Source organism: Desulfofundulus sp. TPOSR, assembly GCF_011393055.1.
In the GTDB taxonomy this organism is placed as follows: Bacteria; Bacillota; Desulfotomaculia; order Desulfotomaculales; family Desulfovirgulaceae; genus Desulfofundulus; species Desulfofundulus kuznetsovii.
This window is the reverse complement of sequence record NZ_JAAOEF010000003.1, coordinates 904,772-930,726: the sequence shown is the minus strand read 5'-3', so window position 1 is coordinate 930,726 and position 25,955 is coordinate 904,772. Positions and strand designations below refer to the sequence as shown.

26 protein-coding genes and 1 tRNA gene are annotated in these 25,955 nt (G+C 53.5%); 3 read left to right on the top strand and 24 right to left on the bottom strand.

What is annotated here, in order from left to right; all coding sequences use genetic code 11:
- Position 1: 1 nt before the first annotated feature.
- The 4 genes from G7K71_RS15580 to G7K71_RS15565 form a co-directional block, all read right to left on the bottom strand.
- A complete protein-coding gene (locus G7K71_RS15580; RefSeq protein WP_041282845.1) occupies positions 2 to 223 on the bottom strand; it encodes a ferrous iron transport protein A in 222 nt (73 codons plus the stop codon).
- A 214-nt stretch (positions 224 to 437) separates the two neighbouring features.
- Positions 438 to 587, bottom strand: coding sequence for a hypothetical protein (locus tag G7K71_RS15575; protein ID WP_013822637.1), 150 nt, complete (start codon positions 585 to 587; stop codon positions 438 to 440).
- A 50-nt stretch (positions 588 to 637) separates the two neighbouring features.
- Positions 638 to 1,045 carry a hypothetical protein gene (locus G7K71_RS15570; RefSeq protein ID WP_166348209.1) on the bottom strand — a complete coding sequence of 136 codons (408 nt, stop codon included), beginning with the start codon at positions 1,043 to 1,045 and terminating at the stop codon, positions 638 to 640.
- Positions 1,042 to 2,202 carry an SAM-dependent methyltransferase gene (locus tag G7K71_RS15565; protein ID WP_166348206.1) on the bottom strand — a complete coding sequence of 387 codons (1,161 nt, stop codon included), beginning with the start codon at positions 2,200 to 2,202 and terminating at the stop codon, positions 1,042 to 1,044. Before G7K71_RS15565 ends, G7K71_RS15570 begins: the two co-directional genes overlap by 4 nt.
- Positions 2,203 to 2,336: 134 nt before the next feature.
- Here G7K71_RS15565 and G7K71_RS15560 point away from each other — a divergent pair, with 134 nt between their 5' ends.
- Positions 2,337 to 2,564: a DUF1657 domain-containing protein gene (locus G7K71_RS15560; protein ID WP_013822640.1), complete on the top strand. Its 228-nt coding sequence runs from the start codon at positions 2,337 to 2,339 to the stop codon at positions 2,562 to 2,564.
- A gap of 99 nt (positions 2,565 to 2,663) precedes the next feature.
- Complete coding sequence (locus G7K71_RS15555; RefSeq protein WP_243174932.1) at positions 2,664 to 3,125, top strand: PPC domain-containing DNA-binding protein; 462 nt, start codon at positions 2,664 to 2,666, stop codon at positions 3,123 to 3,125.
- Positions 3,126 to 3,177: 52 nt separating this feature from the next.
- Here the strand turns inward: G7K71_RS15555 and selB are convergent, their stop codons facing one another.
- The 14 genes from selB to G7K71_RS15485 form a co-directional block, all read right to left on the bottom strand.
- A complete protein-coding gene (gene selB / locus G7K71_RS15550; protein WP_166348203.1) occupies positions 3,178 to 5,106 on the bottom strand; it encodes a selenocysteine-specific translation elongation factor in 1,929 nt (642 codons plus the stop codon).
- On the bottom strand, positions 5,103 to 6,530 hold the full coding sequence (gene selA / locus G7K71_RS15545) for an L-seryl-tRNA(Sec) selenium transferase (protein WP_207712931.1): 1,428 nt from the start codon (positions 6,528 to 6,530) through the stop codon (positions 5,103 to 5,105). Before selA ends, selB begins: the two co-directional genes overlap by 4 nt.
- 106 nt (positions 6,531 to 6,636) lie before the next feature.
- Positions 6,637 to 7,704 carry a cyclic dehypoxanthinyl futalosine synthase gene (mqnC, locus tag G7K71_RS15540; RefSeq protein ID WP_166348200.1) on the bottom strand — a complete coding sequence of 356 codons (1,068 nt, stop codon included), beginning with the start codon at positions 7,702 to 7,704 and terminating at the stop codon, positions 6,637 to 6,639.
- Complete coding sequence (locus G7K71_RS15535) at positions 7,692 to 8,546, bottom strand: menaquinone biosynthetic enzyme MqnA/MqnD family protein (protein ID WP_166348197.1); 855 nt, start codon at positions 8,544 to 8,546, stop codon at positions 7,692 to 7,694. The genes mqnC and G7K71_RS15535 overlap by 13 nt, the downstream gene beginning before the upstream one ends.
- A complete protein-coding gene (gene mqnE / locus G7K71_RS15530; RefSeq protein WP_166348194.1) occupies positions 8,543 to 9,649 on the bottom strand; it encodes an aminofutalosine synthase MqnE in 1,107 nt (368 codons plus the stop codon). The genes G7K71_RS15535 and mqnE overlap by 4 nt, the downstream gene beginning before the upstream one ends.
- A gap of 41 nt (positions 9,650 to 9,690) precedes the next feature.
- Entirely contained in the window at positions 9,691 to 10,569 is an 879-nt protein-coding gene (locus G7K71_RS15525; RefSeq protein ID WP_166348191.1) for a UbiA-like polyprenyltransferase, read from the bottom strand.
- Positions 10,559 to 11,995, bottom strand: a complete 1,437-nt coding sequence (locus G7K71_RS15520) for a menaquinone biosynthesis decarboxylase (protein WP_166348188.1) — start codon at positions 11,993 to 11,995, stop codon at positions 10,559 to 10,561. Before G7K71_RS15520 ends, G7K71_RS15525 begins: the two co-directional genes overlap by 11 nt.
- Positions 11,996 to 12,010: 15 nt before the next feature.
- Positions 12,011 to 12,736 (bottom strand): demethylmenaquinone methyltransferase, encoded by a 726-nt coding sequence (locus tag G7K71_RS15515; RefSeq protein ID WP_166348185.1) that lies wholly within the window; start codon positions 12,734 to 12,736, stop codon positions 12,011 to 12,013.
- A 19-nt stretch (positions 12,737 to 12,755) separates the two neighbouring features.
- Positions 12,756 to 13,508 (bottom strand): polyprenyl synthetase family protein, encoded by a 753-nt coding sequence (locus G7K71_RS15510; protein ID WP_166348182.1) that lies wholly within the window; start codon positions 13,506 to 13,508, stop codon positions 12,756 to 12,758.
- Between the two features lie 164 nt (positions 13,509 to 13,672).
- Positions 13,673 to 14,065 (bottom strand): adenosylmethionine decarboxylase, encoded by a 393-nt coding sequence (gene speD, locus G7K71_RS15505; protein WP_013822651.1) that lies wholly within the window; start codon positions 14,063 to 14,065, stop codon positions 13,673 to 13,675.
- Positions 14,066 to 14,222: 157 nt separating this feature from the next.
- Entirely contained in the window at positions 14,223 to 16,484 is a 2,262-nt protein-coding gene (locus G7K71_RS15500; RefSeq protein WP_166348179.1) for a hypothetical protein, read from the bottom strand.
- Positions 16,485 to 16,525: 41 nt separating this feature from the next.
- Positions 16,526 to 17,725 (bottom strand): glycosyltransferase family 4 protein, encoded by a 1,200-nt coding sequence (locus G7K71_RS15495; protein ID WP_166348176.1) that lies wholly within the window; start codon positions 17,723 to 17,725, stop codon positions 16,526 to 16,528.
- 265 nt (positions 17,726 to 17,990) lie between these two features.
- Positions 17,991 to 18,179 (bottom strand): ferredoxin, encoded by a 189-nt coding sequence (locus G7K71_RS15490; RefSeq protein ID WP_013822654.1) that lies wholly within the window; start codon positions 18,177 to 18,179, stop codon positions 17,991 to 17,993.
- Between the two features lie 90 nt (positions 18,180 to 18,269).
- Complete coding sequence (locus tag G7K71_RS15485; protein WP_166348173.1) at positions 18,270 to 19,421, bottom strand: LysM peptidoglycan-binding domain-containing protein; 1,152 nt, start codon at positions 19,419 to 19,421, stop codon at positions 18,270 to 18,272.
- 267 nt (positions 19,422 to 19,688) lie between these two features.
- Here G7K71_RS15485 and G7K71_RS19940 point away from each other — a divergent pair, with 267 nt between their 5' ends.
- The gene (locus G7K71_RS19940) at positions 19,689 to 19,811 is read left to right on the top strand and encodes a hypothetical protein (RefSeq protein ID WP_279286353.1); all 123 of its coding nucleotides are present in this window, start codon (positions 19,689 to 19,691) and stop codon (positions 19,809 to 19,811) included.
- 162 nt (positions 19,812 to 19,973) lie between these two features.
- Here G7K71_RS19940 and G7K71_RS15475 read toward each other — a convergent pair whose 3' ends face one another.
- From G7K71_RS15475 to G7K71_RS15450, 6 genes are all read right to left on the bottom strand, one after another.
- On the bottom strand, positions 19,974 to 21,797 hold the full coding sequence (locus G7K71_RS15475) for a methyl-accepting chemotaxis protein (protein ID WP_166348170.1): 1,824 nt from the start codon (positions 21,795 to 21,797) through the stop codon (positions 19,974 to 19,976).
- Between the two features lie 38 nt (positions 21,798 to 21,835).
- Positions 21,836 to 22,789, bottom strand: a complete 954-nt coding sequence (locus tag G7K71_RS19935; RefSeq protein WP_013822657.1) for a methyl-accepting chemotaxis protein — start codon at positions 22,787 to 22,789, stop codon at positions 21,836 to 21,838.
- 301 nt (positions 22,790 to 23,090) lie between these two features.
- A tRNA-Pro gene (locus G7K71_RS15465) sits at positions 23,091 to 23,168 on the bottom strand.
- A 37-nt stretch (positions 23,169 to 23,205) separates the two neighbouring features.
- Positions 23,206 to 23,658 (bottom strand): hypothetical protein, encoded by a 453-nt coding sequence (locus G7K71_RS15460; RefSeq protein ID WP_166348164.1) that lies wholly within the window; start codon positions 23,656 to 23,658, stop codon positions 23,206 to 23,208.
- A 197-nt stretch (positions 23,659 to 23,855) separates the two neighbouring features.
- Positions 23,856 to 24,542, bottom strand: a complete 687-nt coding sequence (locus G7K71_RS15455; protein ID WP_166348161.1) for a hypothetical protein — start codon at positions 24,540 to 24,542, stop codon at positions 23,856 to 23,858.
- 256 nt (positions 24,543 to 24,798) lie between these two features.
- A complete protein-coding gene (locus G7K71_RS15450) occupies positions 24,799 to 25,824 on the bottom strand; it encodes a sugar kinase (protein WP_013822723.1) in 1,026 nt (341 codons plus the stop codon).
- Positions 25,825 to 25,955 lie beyond the last annotated feature (131 nt).

The window sequence follows — 25,955 nt, the reverse complement described above, 5'->3', positions numbered from 1 at the left end:
GTTAAAAACTCCCTTCCACTTCGATCTGCCGGGCCAACCCGCGGCCGATAGCGATTTCCTGACGGTTTTTGCTGATCACTACCGGTCCCGCAGGTACTACTTCACAGCAAGTTACAACTTCCCCTTCAGCGATGCCAAAACGCAGGGCCTGTGCCCGAACCAGTTCCGAGGGTATGGATAAAATGCGGCAACGCTGACCTCTTTTCATGCGATCAAGGGTCACGGCAAGTCCCTCCCTATGTATGTAAGGCGTAGATAAATGCATGATGATGAGAATCATTATCACTCAGTGGTAATACTATTAAAGCGAAAAGCAGGTTTTACGTGATTTGTGAGAATGAATCTCAATCTAGATACAGTTTAAACCCTCCTGCTTGCCCCTGTCAAGCTATTTTTTAAAAAAATAACGGGGTGTGGAACCCCGTTTAGGCTAGTTTTTACAGGTCGTCATCCGCTTTCGCGCATTCGGCGCAAGAATCAGCGGAAAGATCATTTTCTGCCGGACAGCCACCCGTGCCCTCCAGAGCCGGGCAGGCAGTATCGTTCCTGCGTTCTGCTGCGCGATTGGTTTTGTCGTCACGGGACATATTTTATCACCTCCTGGAACATATTTTGTCCCCGGAGGCACAAAAAAAAGCTAACGAAAATTGGTATTAATTTTTAAACAGAATTTTAAATTATTTAACAATTGTTGCATGGCCTGCCGGGAATTCTCAACCAGGAGGTTTATATCTTCCGCTTGCGCCCTTTCCACATGGAGCCCGGCTACCACGACCACCGGCTGGCCGCTGGCTTTGGCCAGTTCTTCGGCCAGGGGTTTGGCTATTTCGTCGTCCTTGTGCCCCAGCCTGGGTACCACCGTGGAGGTACAGCTTAAGCGGCCGGGATCGGCCAGGCTGGGGCGGGGAATGCTCAAAACTACCGCTCCAACATGGGGCTTTTCACCGCCGAAAAGGGAGATTATAATACCCTCGCCGGTGACGGTTGCCTGCAGCTGTACCCGGTGTTTTCCTTCCCCGGCAGCAAAAAAAAGGTTTTTGATCATGGCTGCCCCCTGCCTTTTGGTCCCTTTGTAAAACCGAGCAGGTCAGGTTGCCCAACCCCTTTGCATAGCGCCAGAACCTTAAAGATTCCTCCCATTCCTTCCGGTAAAAGCAGTTTTTTTACGGCCATGACGGTACGCGTGGTCCTTTCGTCAAAAACGTATTCGGGGGCGGACCGGGGAATGGCCTCCATAATGCCCAGGTTCAGCAAGAAATTCATTTGGGTGGTATACCCGACGGGGTGCAGGCCGGCCTCCCGGCCCCAGTGCATGAGGGCGGAAAAATTAACATGGGCGGTGATATCCTGCTGCCCCACATTATTCAGGGGATCGCTACCTAAACGATGTTGCCGGTAACAGCGCAGGGTGCCTTCAAAGCGGGAAGGATGGTAAAGCTCCGGGGATTCCATGCCGTAGTCAATAATGAGTACAAAACCCCGCCCCAGCCCGCCCGCCACTTCCCGCAGCCATTCCCGGGCAGCCAGATTTACTTCCGCTGCCTGGCCAGGTGCAAGTTTTATGCCCAGGGTGGTAAAGTATTCCTCCAGGAAGGGGGTGGAAAGTTCACCCTCCTCCTCTACCAGTCTGCCGTCACGCCAGTTAACGTAAATTTCCTTGAGCCCTGACGCAGTTTGGCGCACCCGGTGGACCGGAAAAGCGTCCACCAGCTCGTTGCCAAAAATGATTCCATTAATATGGCCAGTATCTCCTACCTCAGACAGGGCATTGACCCAGGATAATTTTTCCTTTGAAAAGGGGGTCAGAAGCTCTTTTTGCCGCCGGACCATCTCCAGGCTGGCCTCGATGATATAATAGCGCACCCCTTCCCATGCCGGGGGAAAAGATGTAGCCAGTGCGTTCAGGATGTCCCGGGCTAAAAGGCCTTTACCCGCTCCATATTCTACGAGCACCCAGTTTTGCGGCCGCCCAAGGTATTCCCACATCTGGAAAAACTGTTTGGCCAGCATGGCCCCGAAAAGGGGATGTACGTCGGCGCTGGTGTAGAAATCACCACGGGGCCCAATTTTTTCCCCAGCGCCGGTGTAATACCCCAGTCCGGGGTAATAAAGGGCTATTTGCATAAAATCTTTAAAAGTAATGGGCCCCCGGGCCTTAATTAAAGCGATAAGTTTTTCCAACAGGGGGTTCAAATTACTCACCTTTATTGCACCCAGTTTTTTTATGAGTTAATTTTGTATATTTGTCCATAATAATCCGGTGATATCTTCTCGTAAAAACGTCCACACTAGAACTGCAATTGAAAAATTTTTCTTAAAAACAAGGAGGTAAATCTATGACCATTGGCGAAAAGATGCATCAAACCCTGGCCTCTTTGGAAAGTGCGGCTGCCAATTTAAAGACCTTCTCCCTGGATACCCAGGATCAGACGGCCAAACAAATGTTTGCCAGTTATTCGCAGCAACTGGAGAACATTTGCAAGGGCCTGCGGGGACGGGTTAATTACATTGAACAGCAGGAACCCCAGTACAAAGTATTGCAACCACAGCAAAAGCAGCAGTAGCGCTAATCTCGCCTGGACGCAGCATAGCCGGAGGACGCGGGGTTTTTCCCGGGTCCTCCCTGTCTTTCAGCCAGAGTCGGGAGAAATTTTAACAGGAGGATGGTCAGAATTTATATGCTCGTACAACCGGTAAGCCGTGGGCGCATGATTATGGGACGACTAAAAAAGGGATCCGATTTACTGGCTTCCCTGACCCAGCTTTGTGTGAATGAAAATATCCAGCTGGGCGTAGTGCGGGCCATTGGGGCGGTCACCCGTGCCCGGGTGGGCTTTTATCACCAGGACCGGCGCACCTATACCTATCTGGAGTTTGATAATCCCCATGAAATCATCGGCCTCGAGGGGAATATCTCCCTTAGGGACGGGCAGCCCTTCATTCACGCTCATATTGCCCTGATGGCTGCAGATGGACGTATGGTCGGCGGCCACCTGGCGGAAGGGACAGAGGTTTTCGCCTGCGAATATGTGATTACCGAACTCCTCCATGAGCATGAACGCGACTTTGAACGGGTCTTTGATGAAGCTACGGGGCTATACCTCTGGCCCATGGCCGGGGACTAGTTATCCCCCAAAAAGGGCCAGGGTGGATGGCCGGCTGTAACCGTATTTACGGTTATGACCGGTTTTTTTGTTTCTCCGCCCGGGTGAGGACCCGCTTATCCTCCACCCGCCGGGTAGTTTTTTCCCGGTCAAAATACTCTAAGAGGGGCAGCGCGTACTTCCGGGACGTTTGCAGCAAATCCCGGGTTTCTCCCACCGTGATTTCTCCCTTTTCCCGCAAATAGTCAACCAGTGCCTGCCGGGCCCTGTCTACACAGTCCGGGTGAAAGTACAGATCGTCGGCTACCCGCACCAGCAGGCCTTTCTTGAGCAGGTATTGCAAAATCTCCTGGGCCGCTGGGCCTTCCAGCCCTGCCCTGCGGGCTGCCTCACCCCAGGCAGGTGGCTGGTAATTTGCCTCCCTGTACATCTCAAGCAACTGCTTTATTTGTTGTTCCTGTTTATGGTTGGGCCTCGGGGTAAATTCAGGCAGGGCTATATCCTGGGTGTAAAGCTTCACCAGCCCATCTTCTTCCATAACCTGGAGAAGAGACTGAAACTGTTTGCTGTTCAGCCCTGCAAGAAGGCGGGAACGCATTTCTTCTTTGGGGAAACCTTCCCGCAGCGGAAAGTCCCGGTGGTATTCCTGCAGGATTAAGCGCATATTTTCCGCCCACTGCAGATAGACTTCCTGGAGAAGATAATAAACCTGGTTTTCGGAGGGTATGGGGCGAACCTGCTTTTTTTCCACCAGGGAGAGCAGGGTATCCTTTACTGTCTTCTCATCCAGCCCGCTGGCCTTAACCAGTTCTTCTGCCGTAAGGATAGTCCGGTGACTATTGAGTTGCTGAAGCAGGAGTTCTTCAGGTGTACCCTTTTCCCGGGTTAAGAGGCTTTCAATTACTTCTGCGCGCAGGCGCCGGTGTTTTGGTGCTACCGGATCAATGATCCTACCGCCGCCAATGGTGCGTACCGGGGAATAGGAACGTACGACAAACCGGTCCCCCTGCACGGCTACCGCGGGTTCCTCCAGCTCCAGCTGGGCCAGGGCCGTCTCCTCCGGGGCCAGTTCATCCCGGTCCAGGAGGATTACCCGGCACATAATTTCCGCCGTTCCCAGGTGCAGGCGCACCCGGCTCCTGTTTTTCAAGGGTCTGGCTGTTCCCAGCAGCACAAAGCGGACATCCAGGCGGTAGGAGGGGGTCAGACTGCCGGGAGTGGCCAGGACACTGCCCCGGGGCACTTCCTCGACTTCTACCCCGGTCAGGTTTACCGCTACCCGCTGTCCGGCCCGGGCTTCTTCCACTTTCCGTCCGTGCACCTGCAGCGTGCGGACCCGGGAGGCTATTTTGCGGGGCATAATTTCCAGCGCATCCCCGGCGCGCAGTATGCCGCTCCACAAAGTACCGGTGGCTACGGTGCCAAAACCGGTGATGGAAAAAACCCGGTCAACAGGGAGTCGTACGTGACCGGTGGCCGGTTTTTCCTTGACCTCCTGCGCTACCAGATCGATGGTGCGTAAAAGTTCGTCCAGCCCCTGACCGGTAACACTGGAAACCTCCACCACCGGTGCACCTTCCAGGGTGGTACCCTTGAGAAAATCCACCACCTCTTCCCGCACCAGGTCCAGCCATTCCCGGTCCACCAGGTCCACTTTGCTCAGCACTACTACTCCCCGCGGTATTTGCAGGAGGTGAATGATATCCATATGCTCTTTTGTTTGGGGCATAATTCCTTCATCGGCGGCAATGACCAGGAGCACCAGGTCAATACCACCGACACCGGCCAGCATGTTTTTGATAAAACGCTCATGGCCCGGGACATCTACGATGCCGGCCTGCCGGCCGCTGGGCAGGGTTAATGAAGCAAAGCCCAGTTCAATGGAGATACCCCGTTCCTTCTCTTCCTTTAAGCGATCCGTATCTACTCCGGTAAGAGCCTTGACCAGCATGGTTTTGCCGTGATCCACATGACCGGCGGTTCCGATGATCAAATAGGTCACCTTTCGACCTCCTCCCCGGGTTGAAGTGCTGCTGTGACGGCTTGAACCAGAATCTCCTCTTCTCCAGGTAAAACGGTGCGGATGTCCAGGATCAACCGGTCATCCTGCACCCGTCCCATGACCGCCGGTTCCCCGGTCCGTAAGATCCTGGTCAGATTCTCGCTATCCGTTTGCCGGGGTCGCACTGTGACGGCCATGGAGGGCAGGTCGGCCGTAGGCATAGCCCCTCCCCCTACCCGGGAAATGACAGGTTCTATCTCAATGAGGGCCTTTTCTCCGACCATCTGGCGCATTTGCTCCGCTAGTTTCCGGGCCCGTTCTTCCAGCTCGGTTACGCTTGCAGTGAGCATGCGTAGGGTGGGGATATGGACTAAGGCCTTGTCGGGCTCGAGGTACAGCCGCAGGGTGGCTTCCAGGGCGGCGGCGGTAAACTTGTCAATACGTATGGCCCGGGTCAGGGGATTTTTCTTCATTTTTTCGATGTACTCGCGCCGGCCCACGATAATGCCCGCCTGGGGACCACCTAAAAGCTTGTCGCCGGAAAAGGTGACCACATCGGCGCCAGAGGCCACGACCTCCTGTACCGTTGGTTCAGCAGGGAGTCCAAAATGGCTTAGGTCCACCAAAAAACCGCTGCCCAGGTCGCTCATCACCGGTAAACCATATTCTTTGCCCAGTATGACCAGTTCGTTAGCGGTAATTTCCCGTACGAAACCTACCATGCGGTAGTTGCTGGTATGAACATGCAGGAGAAGAGCGGTCCGGTCGGTAATGGCCCGGCGGTAATCATCGGGATAGGTCTTGTTGGTTGCTCCCACTTCCACCAGGGTGGCTCCGCTTTGAGCCATGACCTCGGGAATGCGAAAGGAGCCGCCAATTTCTACCAGTTGGCCCCGGGAGACAATAACTTCCCGGCCCCGGGCCAGGGTGCTCAGGGCAAGCAAAACAGCGGCGGCATTGTTGTTCACCACCATGGCTGCCTCCGCTCCGGTCAGACTGGTGAGCAGCCCTTCCAGGGGAGCATAACGGGAGCCCCGGCGACCGCTCTGAAGATCCAGCTCCAGGTTGCAGTAGCCGGAAGCCACCATCTCCACTGCGGCCCGGGCGGTATGGGCCAGCACGGCCCGGCCCAGGTTGGTATGCAGCACTACCCCCGTGGCATTGATCACCCGGCGCAAATTTGCCCGGGAGCGGCGGGCGGTTTCCCGGATAACTTCCCCCACTACCCGGGCGGTAATTTCTGCGCGCCCCATCTCCTCCTTTGCCCCCTCCGTTAAGAGGGCCTGGCGCCAGCGATCCAGAACTTTCCGGACCGTTTCTACCACCAGGTTGCGGGGCTTTTCCGCCAGCAGGTCTGCCACTTCCGGCGAGCGCAATACTTCGTCCACTGCCGGCAATTTGCGTAAAGCTTCTTTATTGTCCATGATTCTGTTTGCCTCCGCTACCATTGTCCCCAACATTATAGGGCAAGCATGCCGTTCAAAGCAAGTGCGCGGGGTATGCCCGGTTTGCTCTGCCCAGCTTCCCCTATCAATATTCCCGGATGATCTGATAAAAAGTGGTGCGCTGGGCCGCGGTGAAACCCGCCTCCCTGATGCAGCGGATTATTTCCGGTAACGGCACCCGGTAGTTTACCCCCGCTGCCCGGACCACATTTTCCTCCAGCATGGTGCTACCGAAATCATTGGCTCCAAAGAAGAGGGCTATCTGGGCTATTTTGGCTCCCTGGGTGACCCAGGAAGCCTGGAGGTTGGGTACGTTATCCAGCATCAGTCTGGCTACGGCCAGGGTGCGCAGGTAATCAACCCCGGTTGCCGTTTCTCCCCCCAACTCGGTATTTAGGGGTTGGAAGCTCCAGGGGATGAAAGCGGTAAACCCCCGGGTTTCGTCCTGAAGCTCGCGCACCCGCACCATGTGCAGCACCCGCTCTTCCGGAGTTTCTATATGTCCAAACATCATGGTGGCGGTGCTTTTCATCCCCAGGCTGTGGGCGGAGCGCATTACCTCCATCCATTCGGCCCAGGAAACCTTGTGGGGGCTGATGACCCGGCGGACGCGGTCCACCAGTATCTCCGCCCCTCCCCCGGGCAGGGAGTCCAGTCCGGCTTCTTTCAACCGGGCCAGTACCTCCTTCACCGGCAGGCCGGACTTCCTGGCTATGTGCACTATCTCCGGTGGCGAAAAGGAGTGAATATGGATCTGGAAACGTTCCTTGATGGAGCGCAGCATGTCCAGGTAGTAGTCCAGGCCCAGATCCGGGTGTAGCCCTCCCTGGATAAGCACTTCCGTGCCTCCCGCCCGGATGGTTTCTTCGATCTTTTGAAAAAGTTCTTCCTTAGTAATTAAATAGGCATCGGGATCTTGCGGGTGGCGATAAAAGGCACAAAAACGGCAGCGACAATGGCATACGTTGGTATAATTAATGTTGCGGTCAATGATAAAAGTCACCCGGTTTTCCGGGTGCAATCTACGGCGTACCTGGTCGGCCGCCCTGGCCAGGGCCAAAAGGTCGGCCTTTTTGAGGATTTCCACCCCTTCTTCCAGGGAGAGCCTTTCTCCCGCTGCGGCTTTCTCAAGCAGAGCCGTTACCTCTGGCACTTGTCTTCACCCCAGACTGAAAGCCTGACCCTTTCTTCGATGATGCCGCTCTTGTAGGCATAATCATAAAAAGTGAGCAATGCCCGGCGGTAGTCCCCGTCAAAGTCGTAACGGATGGTGTGAAAATAATCTTCCAGTACCATCAGGGGTAGTCCTGTGCGCCGGTGTGCTTTTTTAATAAGTGTGGGCAAATTCCCCATGCCTATTTCCAGGGAGTGGTAGAGCAGTTTGGCCAGGGCTGTGGCTTCCCGGGGGTGGGCTTCGGCAAATTCCCGCCTGATCACCCACAGGGCATAAACCATCTTTTCCCCGGTGAAGTCTTTCCAGGCCTGACCCAGGTCGGTGATGAACACCGGCATGCCCTCCCCGATTACCTGCTGGTGGGCCAGCATGGCGTCGTCACCAATGAGCAGTGCCCCGTCCCCTATTTCCAGCATGGTTTTTAAATCTGCTTTCACCGGGTAGAGTTCTACTTCCACGTGGTAGTAATGTTCAAAGAGGATACGCAGTAAAACCACGGAGGTAGCCGAGGTCGTGGTTACGCAAACCTTTTTTCCCTCCAGTTCGGTAACCGGGAGGTGGCTGAAGAAAAGGACGCTGGCCACCCTGCCGTCGCTTGCTATGGATAGGCGGGGTAAAATGAAACAATCCCCGGCGTGGCGGGCGTATTCAATGGACGAAAGAGGGGTACAGTGGAGATCTCCCTCGAAAAACATGCGGTTTAACCTGGTAGGTGGTCCCTTTACCAGTTCCCCATCCAATGGAAGTAACCCTTCCTCCAGGGCATGGTAGACCGGCAGACAGTTCAGGTATTCTATCTGCCCCAGGCGCAACCTGGTCACTGCAACCCCTCCCGAATTACATTATACAGGGTGTCCCGCTCCACCGGTATTCGCCCTGCCGCCCGGATCATTTTAATGAGTTTTTGCTTGGGCATGTACTGGTCCGTTTCAGCACCCGCGTCGTGGGCAATTTTTTCCTCCACCACCGTGCCGTCCAGATCGTCCACTCCAAAGGAAAGGGCTACCTGGGCCAGTTTAGGGCCAATCATAATCCAGAAGGCTTTGATGTGATCGAAGTTATCCAGCATCAGGCGGGCAACAGCCAGCACTTTTAAATCCTCGTAACCGGTAGTGCCGGCCAGTCCCAGGGATTCCAGCTCGGTGTTTTTGGGATGGAATGCCAGGGGGATAAAGGCCAGAAAGCCACCAGTACGGTCCTGGAGCTCCCGTAACCGGATTAAATGATCCACCCGTTCTTCAATGGTTTCAATGTGGCCGTAAAGCATGGTAGCGTTGGTCCGCATGCCCAGGCGATGGGCCGTTTCGTGCACTTCCAGCCAGCGGTCGCCACTGATTTTGCGCGGGCAGATCCGCTCCCGCACCCGGGGGGCAAAAATTTCCGCCCCTCCGCCGGGTAAGGAGTCCAGTCCGGCGTCTTTTAGCAGTTCCAGGGTTTTTTCAAGGGAGAGTCCGTTGCTCCGGGCGAGGTAATCCACCTCCACAGCTGTAAAGGCTTGGATTACCGTTCCCGGCAGGGCCCGTCGCACCCGGCGCAGCATTTCTAGGTAGTATTCCAGGTCCAGGGCGTCATTTAAACCGCCCACAATGTGAATTTCCGATACACCCTGTCCCCGGCATTCCAGCGCCCGGGCTTCAATTTCATCAAGGGTCATGGTATAGGCTCCCCGGTCACCGGGGTCCCGTCCGAAGGCGCACAGGGGGCAACGATTGATACAAATATTCGTATGGTTGATATGCCGGTTGACAATGAAGTACGCGCGGTTGCCGTTTTTCCGCTGGCGGACCTGGTCCGCCAGGTAACCAATGGTTAAAAGATCCCCGGATTTAAATAAACGCACCCCGTCTTCAAAACTCAGGCGTTCTCCCACCTGTACTTTTGCGGCGATATCCTTTAGCTCTTCAGAAACAAAAAATTTATCCATTATCTCCTTCTCCCTTAAAAATTTTTACTTGTCTTCCCCGGCTAAAAAAGGTGCAGGGGAAAAAGAACGTCTAAAAGGGTAAAGACAAACATTACTACACTTAAAGTCCCGTTAAGATTGAAGAAAGCCACCCCGGCACGGGAAAGATCCTGGGGTGAAACCAGGGTATGCTGTTTGAATAAAAGGGCCACAGCAATCAGTACACCTGCCAGGTAAAATATTCCAAGGTTTAACACAAAGGCCACGGTGATGAAAAATAGCGGTGCGACAATGTGAAAGAAGGCTGAAATCAGTAAAGCCCGTTCCAGGCCAAAACGGGCCGGAATGGAGTGTATGCCGTATTTACGGTCAAAATCATAGTCATCGCAGGCATAGATTATATCAAAACCTGCCACCCAGAAAAGAACTCCCAACCCGATGAGTACAGGGGCCAGATCAAAACGGTTGGCGATGGCAATCCAGGCACCCACCGGGGCCAACCCCAGGGCCAGACCCAAAAAAAGGTGGCAGGTCCAGGAAAAACGCTTGGTAAAGGAATAAAAGGAGAGAACCGCCACTGCGATGGGAAAGAGCTTAAAGGCTAGAGGGCTCAACTGGTACGCCGAAAAAAACAACAGGGCAAAGGAAAGGATGATCAAAAGCCCCACTTCCTTTACGTTAACCAGCCCCCGGGGTAACGCCCGGTTGGCTGTACGGGGATTTAGCGCATCAATATGCCGGTCAATTAACCGGTTGAGAGACATGGCGGCAGTGCGGGCCCCCACCATGGCCAGGGTTATCCAGATCAGGTCGTGCAGGCTGGGTATTTGTTTTTGTACCAGGAGCGCACCCACATAAGCAAAGGGCAGGGCAAAAATGGTATGTTCAAATTTAATCATTTCCAGGACAATGCGTGTTTTATATACTATCCTATAGACCATAGCTCTCCCACTTCCTGTCTACAAGTTCCTTGATGTCGCGGCTCATCTCTATATCCGGGGGCCATTCCCTCATGTGCCCTTCCCCGGGGCCTTTTTGAGTGGCGTCAATGCCCATTTTGCTGCCGTAGTAAGGTAAGGGTGAAGAATGATCCAGGGCGTCTAAGGGGCCCTCCACCATCAGGACGTCCCGGCGGGGGTCCACATTATTGAATACCCTCCACATTACTTCGGAAAGGTTTTGTACGTCCACATTTTCATCCACCACAATGATCAGCTTGGCCAGCATCATCAGCCCCATTCCCCACAGGGCGCACATCACCTTTTTGGCCTGGCCGGGGTAACGCTTTTTAATTGATACAATTACACAGTTATGAAATACTCCCTCAAAGGGCATGTTTATATCCACAATTTCCGGTAGCTGTAGCCGCATGAGGGGCAAAAAGATGCGCTCGGTGGCCTTGCCGAGATAAGCATCTTCCATTGGTGGTTTGCCCACAATGGTCGCGGTGTAAATAGGGTTTTTACGCCGGGTAATACAGGTTAAATGGAAAACCGGGTAGTGATCCGGCAGGGAATAATAGCCCGTGTGGTCACCAAAGGGCCCCTCCAGGCGGGTTTCCCGCGGGTCCACATAACCTTCCAGGATAATTTCGGCATTGGCCGGGACCTCCAGGTCCACCGTTTCACAGCGTACCAGTTCCACCGGTTCCTTACGTAAAAAACCGGCAAAGAGCATTTCGTCGATTCCGGGAGGCAAAGGAGCCGTTGCGGCGTAAATAACAGCCGGGTCAGCGCCGATGGCCACTGCTACGGGCATGGGCCCGTCATAGTTTCGTACATGTTCTGCCCCTCCCTTGTGGATGTGCCAGTGCATACCGGTGGTGCGTTCGTCAAAAACCTGCATGCGGTACATACCCACATTGCGCCGTCCCGTAAGAGGGTCCCGGGTGAAGACCAGGGGTAGGGTGATAAACGGCCCCCCATCCCGGGGCCAGCATTTGAGCACGGGCAGTTCTTTCAGGGAAGGGTTGTCCCGGATAATCACTTCCTTGCAGGGGCCGGTCTTTACTATTTTTGGTATAAACGAGGACAACTGAGCCAGCTTCGGTATGGCTTTTAACTTATCTATAAAAGTTACAGGCAGTTCGGCAGGTTGCAAAATACTGATTAATTCTTCTCCAATTCGATCCAGGCTTTCTACCTCCAGGGCCAGACACATCCGTTCCAGGGAACCAAAGGCATTGGTCAACACGGGCATATCATAACCCCGCACATTTTCAAAAAGCAATGCCGGCCCGCCGGCTTTGCAAACCCGGTCTGTAATCTCGGTTATTTCCAGTTCCACATCCACTTCCGTGGTGATTCTTTTTAACAGGCCCTTCCTTTCCAGTACCGAAAGGAAGGCCCGCAAATCTTTATAAGCCATGATACTACCCCCGCCTTAAACCACGGTACCCACGTGTACGGTAACAATTCCCCCGGTAAGCTCGTAGTAGCGGGCATCTGCCAGGCCCACATCACTGAAGAGCTCTTTGATTTCCCGTTGATGGGGAAAATCCTTTAAAGAATTGGGCAGGTAGCTGTACGGGCCGTCGAAGCCTATTCCCAGACGCCCTAACAGGGGTACCAGGTGATTGAAATAAAAGTAATAGAGTTGCTTGAATAGGGGGGCGCTGGGTTTGGACAATTCCAGGGATACCACTTTGCCCCCCGGCCGGACCACCCGCGCCATTTCACTGATGGTTTTGCGGATATCGGGTACATTGCGCAGGGCAAAGCCAATAGTGGCACAGTCAAAGGTATTATCCGGGAAGGGCAAATTAACGGCATTTCCCTGTACAAACTGGATTTGTTCGGAAAAGGGAGTTTTTTTCACGTTTTCCCTGGCCTTGGCCAGCATGTTTTCACAGAAGTCCAGCCCTACCACCCGGCCCCGGGGACCAACCAGGCGTGCTTGCTCGATGGTGAGCATCCCGGTGCCGCAACAGACATCCAGCCCACAGCCTCCCGGTTGCAGGCCGGTCTGGGCGGCGGCGAAACGGCGCCAGTACTTGTCCCGGTTAAAGCTTAAGGCCGTATTTAAAAGGTCGTATCGGTGGGCAATGGAAGAAAAGATGGCATGTACATATTCTTCTTTGCTGCGATAGGGTGATGGAATGTGGACCATCAATCTTGCTCCTTTTTGCTTATCCTACCTGGACGGCCAGTCCCGCGTTTTGTTTTTGGAAAAGCCGGATTAATTGTTCTAAAGTATCGCGGCTTTCCCCGGGGGGAAGTCCGGCCAGAGCCACAAGGGCTTCCCCAAGGTAGCCGTTGGTTTCCTGGGCATATTCGCTTAGTCCCACGGCCATACCAAAGCTTGTTCCCAGCCTGTCCAGCGCTTTTTGTTCACGTTCCGACGCACCGGCCAGGTCGCCGGCCAGACGGCAGCCGCCGCCAAAAAGGATGGCCGTTTCCTTAAAGACTATTTGTTTGAGCAAATCTGCATTTTGGAGCCCATCCCCACTTTGAACGCGCAAGATGCCGCCTTTACTCATTTCACAGATTATTCTCGAAAGGGGATTTAAGTACTTCACCACACCGTGGTCGCACAGGCATGTAAAAAACCGGCTATAAAAGTAATCACCCACAAGCACTGGAAACTGGTAGCCGTCTTTCGGGTCCCCCGGTACGGGGCACTCCCGGACATTACGGTGTATGCGGGCAGCCAGGTAGATGAACTGTATGACGGCTGCCAGGGCAACGGCCTGGGAATTTAGAGGGGCAAAAATCCTGGCCGACAACAGTACCAGGGCGGGGCGGATGAAGTCATGAAAACTGCCGGGTATCAGACGGGTAAACCTGCCAAGGTGCCCGGCCCGGATCTGGTAGGTTTTGGCCAGTATGTTTTGCGCTTCCTGAAGTTCTGCTTTAATGGGGGCGAGCACCCGCTCGAACATTTTAAACCTCCTTTTATCCTAACTTAGTATTGATTCGTTACGGCTAAAAAATTTCCTTCCTGGTGTGAAAAATGCCCCAAAAATGCAGTGAGCCCTGCAATCTTTTTTCAGATCGCAAGGCTCACTAGCCCTTGGTTAGCCGGGTACTAATAAAAATCCCCCTCCTAAAGATTGACAGCTACCTGTTGATCAGCCAGTTGTTCAGCCACAGGAAAGATACCGCGTTTGGTTTCTCTGGCCGACATGTGCTTGGCACGAAATTGGCTGGTCAGGTAGTTGCAGGCATCCCAGGGATTGACCTTATCGCCACAGGTAAACACATCCACCGCTGCATAACCCAGTTCCGGCCAGGTATGGATGGCCAGGTGGGACTCGGAGATAACCACCACGCCGCTGACTCCCTGCGGGCTGAATTTATGGAACACGCATTCTCGCACTTCCGCTCCTGCTTCGAGGGCTGCATTGACCATGATTTCTTCCACTTTTTCGATGTCGTTGAGGATGTCGAATTCGCAGCCATAAATTTCAGCCAAGACATGGCGGCCCAAGTGTTTCATCTTAGTTATCTTCCCCCTTTGACCCAAAATATTATTGGAATCAAGCCATCTGACAAACTCGACATTTGTCAGGATTGGCCAATTCCAATCAAGTTCAATTGTAGCATAAGATTTGCGGTTGTCAAATAAAATTTTAAAGGTCCTGATAGGGTTTCTTTTACATTTTTGGTGTTTCTTCGCCAATTTCTTTAAGTACCAGATAAACCATGGGCGGGGCGCCAAAAACCATGGTGGTAGCTGCGGCCACTATCCCAGAATCATTAAAAATCAGGGCCAGGATGCTGGCCGTCGTGACGCCAACAAAGCCGCGAAACAGGTCGGGATACTTGCTCCTGATGGCCGCCATCACGCCTACTGGCCGGTGAAAGAGCAGCACCAGGCTACCCAGGCTGGCCAGGAAAATGCGGCTCCAGATGGTATAACGGACCAGCTTGATGTTCAACTCCGACTTGCGCTGGATAATATCCACCACTACCGGCCAACCGCCCTGTAATACAAGGGCCGTATTGCGCCCGATGTGGGACTGCAGCCAGGGCGGGCGATGGAGATCGTAAATCATAAAGGCCACCAGCACGGCCATCGCACCCAGGCCAATCCGGATAACGTTGTGAATGGTCAGGGGCCGTCCTGTGAGCAATAAAAAGGTAGTAAAGAACGCACCGGCTGCGGCTATGGTTCCCCCCACATTGGTACCCAGTTGCGGGGCGGCCAGAACATAAATGGTGACCAGGTAAATTACCCCCGTAAAGGATAACAGGGGTTTCCGCCAGTGGGGTAACCGGGTTAGCAGGGCTGTAGAGCCAATAATCATTGAACCGATGAGAATACCCATGTATTCATTGCCAATACCATAAAAACGAGCGCCGACAATGGGGTCATATCCCATGATGGCTGTTTTTTGCAGTGGTCCTCCCAGTACGGCATCCAGTAAAATCAACCCGCCATTGGCAAAGCAAAGGAAGATAAAGGGATCCAGCCGCCACCTGCGGTGCATAAAAACCGTTAACGTGGTAACCAGAACGGTCAGCGTTAATATTTCCAGAACAATCACCCCGGCCGTGGGCTGGGGCAGTAAAGGCAGGAGCAAATAGGCCAGGGGTACTACCATAACCGAGAGCAGAAAGGGCTCCAGCACCTGGCCCAACCTGGTGCGCCGCCAGAAAATACAGTAAAGGGATACCAAAAGCAGGATGAGCTGATAAAAGATATACCCCTTTTGTATGTTCGGGCGGATGTTGTACGTCAGACTGAGCTGGTTTAGCATACGCTCCAAAAGACCTATTTGACCCTTTTCCGGGGTCGTTACCCGCATGGGCTGGCCGGTCATTTCCCCGGGTACCCCTATTCTTAGAAAGTGCAAAACCGTCGGGGCGATGTCGGTGTTCATCACCACACCCGCCCTTTTGGTGGTGGGGGAAGATAGTATACCGGGAGTAACCCCCGCCCCAACGGCCATGATGGGAGTCAGGTAATTTGAACTGCCGGAAACACCTTTCCCGGGTGTGGGGGAAAGGATTAGCAGGAGGTCCCGGTGCGGATCTAGCCGGCAAGCCAGTTCACCAATAAATTGATCCACCCTTTCCAGGGTTAACCGGCGCTGTTTTTCCATTACTTTATCCAAAACATCGCCGTGCATTTCCTCCAGCCGCGAGAGATCCCCCAGTTCAAGAACGGCCAGGGATACCTCCGGTGGGAGCCGGTCAAAGGCATGCAACAGCTTTTCGTAATCGGTACGCAGCCCTCCAGGGAAGGAAGGATCACTGGCCAACATCGCCGTACCCACATTACCGTAATCAACCACACCTTTTTCGTCCATGGCGATGTTCAGTGCCTGCCGCCGCAATCCCTGGGGAACATCAGCATTTCCTAAAACAGCGGTTTTTAAGCCCGCTTTATGCAGGGCAGAGCCCAGAGCGCCCGGTATAGCTGGATAGGGCAGTTGCTGGTTTTGCCTGTGGATGCGTACAATACCCAGCTGGACCAAAGCGCCGGGCTTCACAGCCATGCCCGTGCGCCGGTAGAACTCCTCGGCGGCGGTACCCTTTTCAAATCTCTCCTGGGCGTTGAAGCCCAGAGATGCCGTGCCGTAAGCGGTAACATGTACCCCGGCTCCAATAGTAGCATAGGTATTCTCCGGAGTTAAGGCCCCTGCCGTATTGCCGTTCATCAGTCCCAGGGCACCCTGTTGCTCCAACTTTTGCAGGTGGGGCAAATGTTTTAAATCGGACAGGCCCAACCGATCCACAACAACCATGACTACCCTGCCCCCCCGGGGTGCAGGTATAAAAGGTTTACCTTGTTTATCTTTGGACGGCAGGGCGGCCTGCAGTGCCGGTTCAATGCCGGCCTGCAGGGGGGTCTGGAAAAAGGCCATGAAAAAGATGAGGGCGGTAATAATGATTGACCGCCTGGTTTTCATAGTTTCGTCACCTTTATTTGATTTATTTGTGTGTCTATGTTTCAGCATTGGTTTATTTCCGGAGGCATTTTATCATCCGTTGTCTTTAGGGAGCAGGCAGGTAAAAAACCCTCTCTTGAAAGCGCACTTTTATACTCCTCCTCAATTTTACGCACCATGGCCTCAACAGTAAAGTGTTCCATAACCCTCTGCCTTCCCTTTTGGCCCATTTCTTCCGCCTTTCTCCGTTCCGAAAGCAGTCGGACCAGGGCCCGGGCAAGGGCCTGGGGGTTCCGGGGCGGTACTAGAAACCCGGTTTCCCCGTCTATCACCGCTTCGGGCAAGCCACCCACCCGGGTAGCTACCACCGGTTTTCCCGCGGCCATGGCCTCAAGGATGGTCAGGGGTAAACCTTCAGTGATAGAAGGCAGGACAAAAATATCCATAGCGGCTAAAATCCGGGGAATATCCCTTCGCTCCCCGGTGAAAAAAAGCCGCCCGCTGAGCCCCAGGGCCCTCCCTTGCTGTTCCAGGGCCTCGCGTAAAGGGCCGTCCCCTACGACCACGAAATTCACCTGGTAGTCCCGGCAAAGGATGGCCGCGGCTTGCAGGAAGTAAGATACCCCTTTTTGTGGGGCCAGGCGGGCGATGGTACCTACCAGCTGGCCGAGGGGAGGCAGGCCCAGGGAACGCAGTACCGCCAGCCGGTCAACTTCGCAGCGGAAAGGAGCCGGATCTATGCCGTTATGTACGGTGACCACCCGGTCCGGGGGCAGTCCTTCTTTTATTAAAAGCTCCTGCCTCAGGGCTTCCGAGACGGTTAAAATGCGGTGGGTGAAGCGGGCCAGGAGTCGCTCCCCTAAGGCAAAGGCGGTTTTTTTCCAGGACGGCCAGAATTCATAGAAAATGGAGTTGTGGGCCGTCAGAAAGACAACCGGGGTACGGGCCACCCTTGCGGCCACCCGTGCTACCAGCCCTGCTTTGGAGCTATGGGCATGCAAAATGGTGATTTTCTCAGCCGTCAGAGTATCCACCAGGATGCGCATGACATGCCAGTCTGAACGGGGAGAAAGTTCACCCGCAAGAGGTATGGGAATTACCTTTACCCCCAGATCCGCAATTTCCTGAGCCATATTTCCAGGCGGACAGGCTACCACAGGCTCAAAAAAATTCTTATCTCCCAGGGATAAAAGGGAAAGCAGGTGATTTTTCATACCACCCCTGGCCGGACGGATAACATGCAGTACCTTGAATTTGGACACACTTGTTCTCTCCCGGACTTTTACCATGTATTTTACCAGCATTCACCATTGTTATTCGCCGTTATTTTGTATTCGCTACGGCAACGGAATTTACCTTCTGCAAATTAAAAGCACGGTTTTTGAACCGTGCTCGCAACAGGACCTTTAGGGTTTAATACCGAGGCAAGCCGTAGTGCGCCTCTTGCGTCAAGAAACGCTATGCCTGCCTAAAGCGGTTGACTGAACTTGACCTGCCGGTCAGCAAACAGGTTTGTAGAGGTACGGCCTAATATTCTGAAATGGCATTGGTGGGGCAGCTTTCTACGGCCTCGTGGGTCTGATCCTCCAACTCCGGGGGTACTTCGTCTACAATGGCATGGGCTTTATCTTCATCGTTCCAGTCAAATACTTCAGGACAGGTGTCCACGCAGGTGCCGCAGCTGATACAAAGATCCTGGTCCACTTCAACGCGCATGACCATCGCCTCCCTTATTGGTTTTTGCCGAAGCACTATTATTCTTTGTCCCGGTATAGCAAAATTATGCTTTTTCTGAAGGCTTAAGTGTTACGGCAAAGGAATTTGCAAAAGGTCCCCCGGATAAATGCAATCGGGGTTGGTCAGGCCGTTGAGCCGGATGATTTCCTCTACCGATGTATTATAACGGCGGGCCAGCTCCCAAAGGGTTTCCCCGGGGCGTACCCGGTGCAGGAAAAAAGAAGAACCGCCGCTCATCCAGATTACCAGAACCCGTCCCTCCCGGTTGCCCACCACCAGGCGGCCGTTAGCGGTTAAGGTAAGATCATTAACCGGAACTTCTACCGTTATAGTCTGCTCGGGTGACGGGGAGACCACCGGCACGGGGTAGATAAAGATATGCCCTTCGGGGGTTCCCGCTACCAGCACCTCCCGGTCGGCCAACCTCCCCACGGCCAGGGCTGATATGGCTCTTCCCAGGTCATCAGTGGTGAGTACGGTAGAAAGGGTTTCCCCCACTGCCACTATCCGGACCCGCCCGTCATCGCCGCCCCAGACCATATCCTCCCCGGGGGCACCTGTTAATCTCCCGGATACCATGGCCGTCAAGCCGGCGGGCAGTCGTTCCAGCAAGGGCCCGGCCACAAAGCCCCTCTCCGTATAGGAAAAAGTAACGATGCCCCAATTGCCTGCTTCCAGGAAAGCGACTGCAATTAAAGGTAACATCCCGGTTCGCTCGATTACGGTTACTTTCTGCGGTGCCCCGGGCACCAGCCGGATGGCCAGCAGCTGGAGATTCATTTCCACCTCTGGCCTTCCCGGCTGTTCATAAACATAAAAAGCGCCTGCGCCCTCGGCGGCGGCTACGATTTCCAATCGACCGTCCCCATTCACGTCTCCCAGGGCCAAACTGACGAAGCGGGCCTCGGGTTCCGGCGGAGTACTCCAGAAAGGAATAATAGTTTCCCCGCGGGCCGACCAGGTCAGGATCTGGTCCAGAGTGCCGGCAATAATCTGATCCGGCGTGAAGTTCCCCATTCCCACTGCCAGGCTTAATACTTCCGCCGGTACATTGATGGTACTCATCAGGCGGTAAGTATTATTTTCCGGTGCGAAAACGGCTATGCGGCGCCCGGTAGCCGCCACCACGTCCCCCTGATTGCTGATGATTCTCCCGCTCCCCACCAGCACCGGTCCCCGGTTAATCCGGGCTTCCCACTGTGGATCCTTTCCACTAGCCATTGTCCTTCGCCCCCTCAGTAAAATCCCTCACCCACAAAGTATGCGCCAGTTAACCACCAGGTGTTTTAACTAAAGGACGTGATGGCACTCAAGGCATAAAAATAAAAGCGGGCAAGGTTAATGACATACCCGCTTCCGGAGATTATGCCAATAAGCTGGTTAGCTTTTTGAGCAACCCCTGCCTGGCGTTCGCAGGCAAAGACCGGCATGCTTCCCAGGGCAGCCTTTTATAGAGACCGCCCCTGAAAAACCGGGATTCACCGGGACGTGCTGGGAGCCAGCGGCATCCTGGACAAAGCTCTGTACGGGAGTTTCACCAGGGGCCGCAGGCTGCCCGGGAAAGTGGAATACCTGCGGCCGCAGGTATTGGCGCCGAAAAGAGCGGCCTGACGTATCTACGATGAGTAGTAGACGCCTATGGACCGGGCCTGGTTTTGGTGACGCGACCATGTAGCTCACGAGGAAAGCGTAAGACCTGCGCTTTAGCAGGCAGCATTCCGATGACATGAGAAACCTCCGGGACGAAGCCCCCGGGCTTGTCCCGGGGGAGGTTCACACTTTAAACCGGGAGGACAAATGCTGTAGTTCACTGGCGATGCTGGATAAGGATTCGGCAGTAGTTGATAATTCTTCCATGGCGGAAGACTGTTCCTCGGCTGCGGCCGTGACGTTTTGCACCCCGGAGGAAATCTCCTGGGCGGCCGCAGCCATCTCCTGGACCCGGGAGGAAAGTTCCTGCACCGAGCGGATAATTTCCTGCAGGGAATGTCTTACTTCTGTTACCACCTGGTTTCCGGCCTTGACCTCCCGGGCACTGGTTTCTGTAGCGTCCACTGCTTCTTTCGTTTCCTGCTGGATTGATTCAATGGTCTGCTGTATTTCCTGTGCCGCCCGGGCCGATTGTTCCGCCAGATTACGTACTTCCTCAGCAACTACCGCAAAACCACGGCCGTGCTCACCGGCCCTGGCGGCCTCAATGGCTGCATTTAAAGCCAGCAGGTTGGTTTGATCGGCAATCTGGGTAATCAGTTCCACCATAGCGCTGATGTTTTGTGATTTGGACTTTAAGCTTTCCATGGCCCGGGAGGCTGCTTCCGAAACCCGGGCTATGTTTTCCATCTGGGCGGTGATCTGCATGATGGCCCGGGTACCTTCGTTAGCATGCTGGGATGCCATAGCTGCGGTCCGGGACATCTCCTGGGCGTTGTCGGATACCTGCCGGGTCGAGGTAGCTACCTGGCTGATGGTAGCCGCCGTTTCGTTGGCCATGGCGGCAGTTTCTTCAGCGGTGGCAGTCAGTTGCTGGGAAGCGGAGGACAGGGTTTGGGCCTTGTCCCTCAACTCCTGCACCATTTGTTTTAAACTGCCGGCCATTTGGTTAAATGCTTGGGCCATCCGGCCCACCTCATCCCGGGTTTTGACGCTTACTTCTTCGCCGGTCAGGTCGCCGGCTGCAATGCGGGCAGCCCTTTTTTCAATTCTGACCAGGGGGTTGGCGATTGAGCGGGACATATATAAACTAACCCCCAGGCCGACAAGTAAGGCTAAGACGATCATCGTCGGAACCAGGGCTATAGCATGCTTAACGCGCCTGGCATTTTCTTGTTTTCCCAAGTTCAAAAGCCGTTGTTCTTCATCCACTAGGGCCTGGCCGGCGTAGATAACTGCGTTGATTATATCCCCGCTGGTTTGGAGATACTGGGTTAATTCTTCCATTTGGTTATTTTGCCTGAACCGGATGACCGTTTGGGCATATTTTTCAGAATCGGCGTGGGCTGCTTGAAGGGCCATGTGCAACGAGCGTTCAGCGTTGCTTTGCAGGTGTTTAGCCAGTTCGGAAATGTCCCTTTGCAGGTGCTTGGTTTCCACCAAGTAGGCATTAAGATAACTGGGATTTCCGGTGAGCATGTAGCCCCGTAAATCCAGGGCCGTTTTCTCATACCGGATAAGGATACCCTGGACTTTGCTCATGTTTGCTGCTTTATGTTCCATTAAATCGGTATAGGATTCATTGATGGCATTTAGTTGGGCCAGGGACAAAAGGCCCAGGGCCAGGGTAAGCAGCAATACCAGTCCGAAACCCATTAGTAATTTGCCGCGGATTTGTATGCCCTGGCGGTTTGCTCGGCGGTAAAAATCACAGCGGCGGCAAAGGCTTATCTTTTCCGCCGCGGAACTTTGACCTTCTGTGTCACACAGGGTGTAATCCACCAGCCAACAGTCCCGGCCCCTCTTTTCAATATAAGCCGGGCAAGCTCTTTTCTTTTCCTCGGGGCATCTTTTGTAATCCCAGCAGTTCTGTAAAAATTCTTTGGTTGTTTCTTTTCTTTCCTTTTTCCCTTTCCTTGTTCTTTTTACTTTTTTCCCTTCTCCCATGGTAATATGAGCGGCTCTTAAGGCAAACTCACAATCACCTAAACGACCAGTTCATCGGCCAGTTTTTTCAGTTGCCCGGCTACTGCAGCCAGTTCGTTTACAGAAGCGTTAATTTCCTGAGACGAGGCAGCCTGCTGTTGGGCTGCAGCAGACATCTGTTCAATTGAGTTAGTCAGGTTTATAATGGATTGCTGTACGTCATGCAAGGTCTGCATGATTTCTTTAACTGAACGTTGGGTATCCTGGGATAGTTTGCGTATTTCCCCGGCTACCACATTGAAACCCCGTCCGGCGTCACCCACCCGGGCCGCCTCAATGGCCGCGTTCAAACCCAACAAGTGAGTCTGTTCGGCGATTTCCTCGATGAGGGCGACAATGCCGTCGGTTTTCTTAATTTCATTCCTGATCTTCTGGGCGTTGTTGTTCAGGTTTTCCGTGGTTGCCGCCAGTTCTTCAGAGGTGGCGGAAAGGTTGGAGGTGGCCATGGCAATGGTGTTGATCTGGTTATCCATTTCCTCCGACAATGCGATTAGATTTTCCTGGCGGGTAATGGGGGTGGTCATGCCCAGAGTACCGACTATTTTACCCGTCTTAGTGTCGGTAATGGGATAAGAAATACCGATATATGGTATGCCGTAGACCTCTTTTCCCACCCGTCTGGCTTGTCTTTGGCCGGTGCGCAGGGCCAGGGCCGTCACGCTGCCTTCTTTGACAATGTCCCCCGCTTTTAGGGAAAGACCTACACGTCCCGGGTCGCAATAAATGTACCGTTCCAGGTCCGAAAGGTATATACCCGCTTCTTCACCCAGCAGCCCCTTGATAAAAGGAGCCAGCTCTAGGGCACAGTTCAGGAGGTCACATTCTGCTTGTTCTGGCTGGTCAACAGCCTTTGTCTCTTGGGGGTCCGGAGGTGATTCTTCCGGTAGTACAGCAGGAGCTGATGCTATTTTTTTCTGGCATGCTATTTTACTTTTGAATCGAGGCAGGATCACAAATGGCACTCCCCTTCCTTTTCCCTGCATTTTTTTGTCAGCACAATTAGAAGACCTCAGGGGTTATTTCGGCAAGTTTTAGAGAAAAATTGAGGGTAAGGTGGCGAACACAGATAACTAACGCAGATAGCTTATGTAGAAAAAAGGCGTATGTTTATGGATATGTGGTATGCAGAAAAAAGCCGCAAGGGAGCAGTATCCAACTTCCCTGCGGCGATCAATCCATTCGGACCTCCGCCCGGCCCTACTGAAAATTAAAAGCCCACAAAGCCTCCCTTATGCGGCCTTGCGGGCTTTCCTCTGGTCGGAGCGACACGACTCGAACGTGCGACCTCTACCACCCCAAGGTAGCGCTCTAGCCAAACTGAGCTACGCCCCGACATTATCTTGCTAGCAATATTAATTTTACTGTACCCTCAAACCAATGTCAAGGGGTTAGATATTGCTGGGCCGGAGTGGATGCGTTCTCTTAAGAAAAACAAGAAGTCATTGAAACGGCAAAAAGCAATAGATAAAATATTTTCCGGAGTGCCGTGTTTGTAATGCCACCATGCTATTTTTGTTAATTTTAAGGAGGCTTTTTCATGGCTACCGGTCCCTGTGGGCTGGCTTGCGATGCCTGTGGTCTGTACAACCGGGGCAAATGTGCGTCCTGCGGTCCTGGCAGCAGCATTGAAGCCCGGGCAAAAATCAACTTTCAGGAACAGTTGGGTTTTCGCTGCCCCGTGCTGGCCTGCGCCGTTGCCCGGAACATCGATTACTGCTCCCGGGATTGTTCCGAGTTTCCCTGTTCCCGTTATGAGCGTGGTCCCTATCCGTTGAGCCTGAGTTTTTTGCAAATGTACAGGCGCCGATCCGGTCTCCAGCATTAAGGACCCCCTTGCCACGGGACATGGCAAGGGGGCTGACTTAGTCCAGGCGCACTTTTTCGTTCCTGCGTTCGTATTTGGTCGCATGGAAGTGGGTTGTCGGCGAATGATGCTTTCCTAAAAGATTTTGATTGAACCTTTTCCGCTCAGCTAACGCTTAAATTCCCAGGGCGGCACGTTTTTTGTTGATGTGTTCCTCAATGCCGTTGGCCGCCTGCACCGGATCGTCTCCCAGGGCAACCTTCCAAAGAAACAAAGTGCCCGTCCACATTGGTCAGGCAACTGGCAGTAGCGTCTTTAATTTCATGCATCACTCCGGCAGGGTAAATGGCCAGTTCCCGCCATAGTTTTTTCCGTGGTTCGGGAGCGAAAACTTCTACCATAGTACCTGGCTCGTCATAATCACGGTATAGTTCGCCGATCAAAAAATCGGCCAGGCGAATGGCTACCTGCTCGGGAGAACCGCTGGTGTCCACCTTTACCTGCCCGGCAAAGGTGTACAATTTATTCTTATCGGTGATGGTAAAAGGCGTTTTTCCCTGCGCCGTAGCCTTGAGGGTGCGAAAGGCTTCGTAAGCGTGGTGGGTGTAGGTGGCCGTACCCATCACGTTGCGCAAAAGCATGTCCCGCATGGCCATGGCGTTGCGGTCGATGCCGCATACACCCAGAATGGCTCCCACGTTATCCGAAATGCGGCAGGGACCATTGGTACAAAGCTGGCAGCTAACCCCCGCCAGGCAGAAGTTACACCGGATTTTCTCCTGGGGTTCAAAGCGATCCCATACATTGGTTAAACCGTCCCGGTGGATATGCTCGTACATTTCCTGGACCGAGTCGTGCACACTGACCCGGCCGCCCAGCTTCAACCTTTCCCTTTTGGCCATCTGTCTTCCTCCCGGAAACATTTTTTTTAGTAATGCCTGGAGAAGGAAGGTGTATACATGGTGGAGGTGCTTTTGATTAAGCAAAAACAGAATCTCGGGAAAAATAAAAGTAGCATATACCCGTAGTTCCTGTACTGAAGTTGAACCTTAAAGATAGAATTATGAAAACGGCTGCTCCGGGCAGCGTAATAGTCAAGCACCAGAACAGCCGTTTTTTGCTTAATTAAAACAGTTTTCAATTAATGTGCAATAGGACCTACCTTTGTACCCGGCCTGAGCCGTCACCTTTGACCAGGTTTTCTACCTCGTCTATCGAAACCATATTAAAGTCGCCGGGAATGGTGTGTTTTAGACAGGAAGCTGCCACCGCAAAGTTAATTGCTTCCTCGGGTCCCTTGCCGGCCAGCAAAGCATAGATAAGACCACCGCCAAAGGAGTCCCCGCCGCCTACCCGGTCCACTATACGGATATCGTATTTGCGGGATTTATAAAACTCTTTGCCGTCGTAAAGCAGTGCCGACCAGCCGTTGTCCGATGCCGAATAGCTTTCCCTTAAGGTAATGGCCACATACTTAAATCCAAAGCGCTCGACCAACTGCCGGGCCACATCCTGATAACCGGCATCACTTAAAGCGCCTTTAATGATATCGGAGCCGGCTGCTTTGATCCCAAAGACCTTTTCGGCATCCTCTTCGTTGGCGATGCACACGTCCACATATTCCATGAGACGGGACATAACCTGGTTGGCCTTCTCCGGTGTCCAAAGATTCTTGCGGTAATTGAGGTCACAGCTTACGGTAAGGCCCAATTCTTTGGCAGTCCTTGCGGCAACCAGGGTAATTTCGGCCACATTGTCGCTTAAAGCTGGGGTAATGCCGGTGAAGTGAAACCACCTGGCACCGGCCAGGATTTCCGGCCAGTTGAAATCTTCGGTCCGGGCTTCGGCAATGGCGGAATGGGCCCGGTCATAAACCACCTTGGAAGGACGCTGGGAAGCTCCGGTTTCCAGGAAATAGATGCCCAACCGGTTTCCGCCCCGGGCAATGTAGCTGGTGTTAACCCCAAACCGGCGTAAATGGTTTACCGCGCTCTGGCCGATGGGATTATTGGGTACCTTGGTTACAAAACAGGCGTCCAGGCCAAAATTGGCCAGGGAAACAGCTACGTTGGCTTCTCCCCCACCGTAAGTGACATCAAAGGATTGGGCCTGCACAAACCTTTGGTAACCGGGAGTGGAGAGGCGCAGCATAATTTCTCCAAAACAAACTACCTTGGCAGCCATATAAACCCTCCTTAATAAACGCAAGTGTAGCTGTGATGCCGTTTTCTCGCACTGGACATAAGAGTTTGGAGTTTTATTTCAGTACTCATACCTTTTTCCTATGACCGCAAAAAGTGCTCCGGATCGTCTCG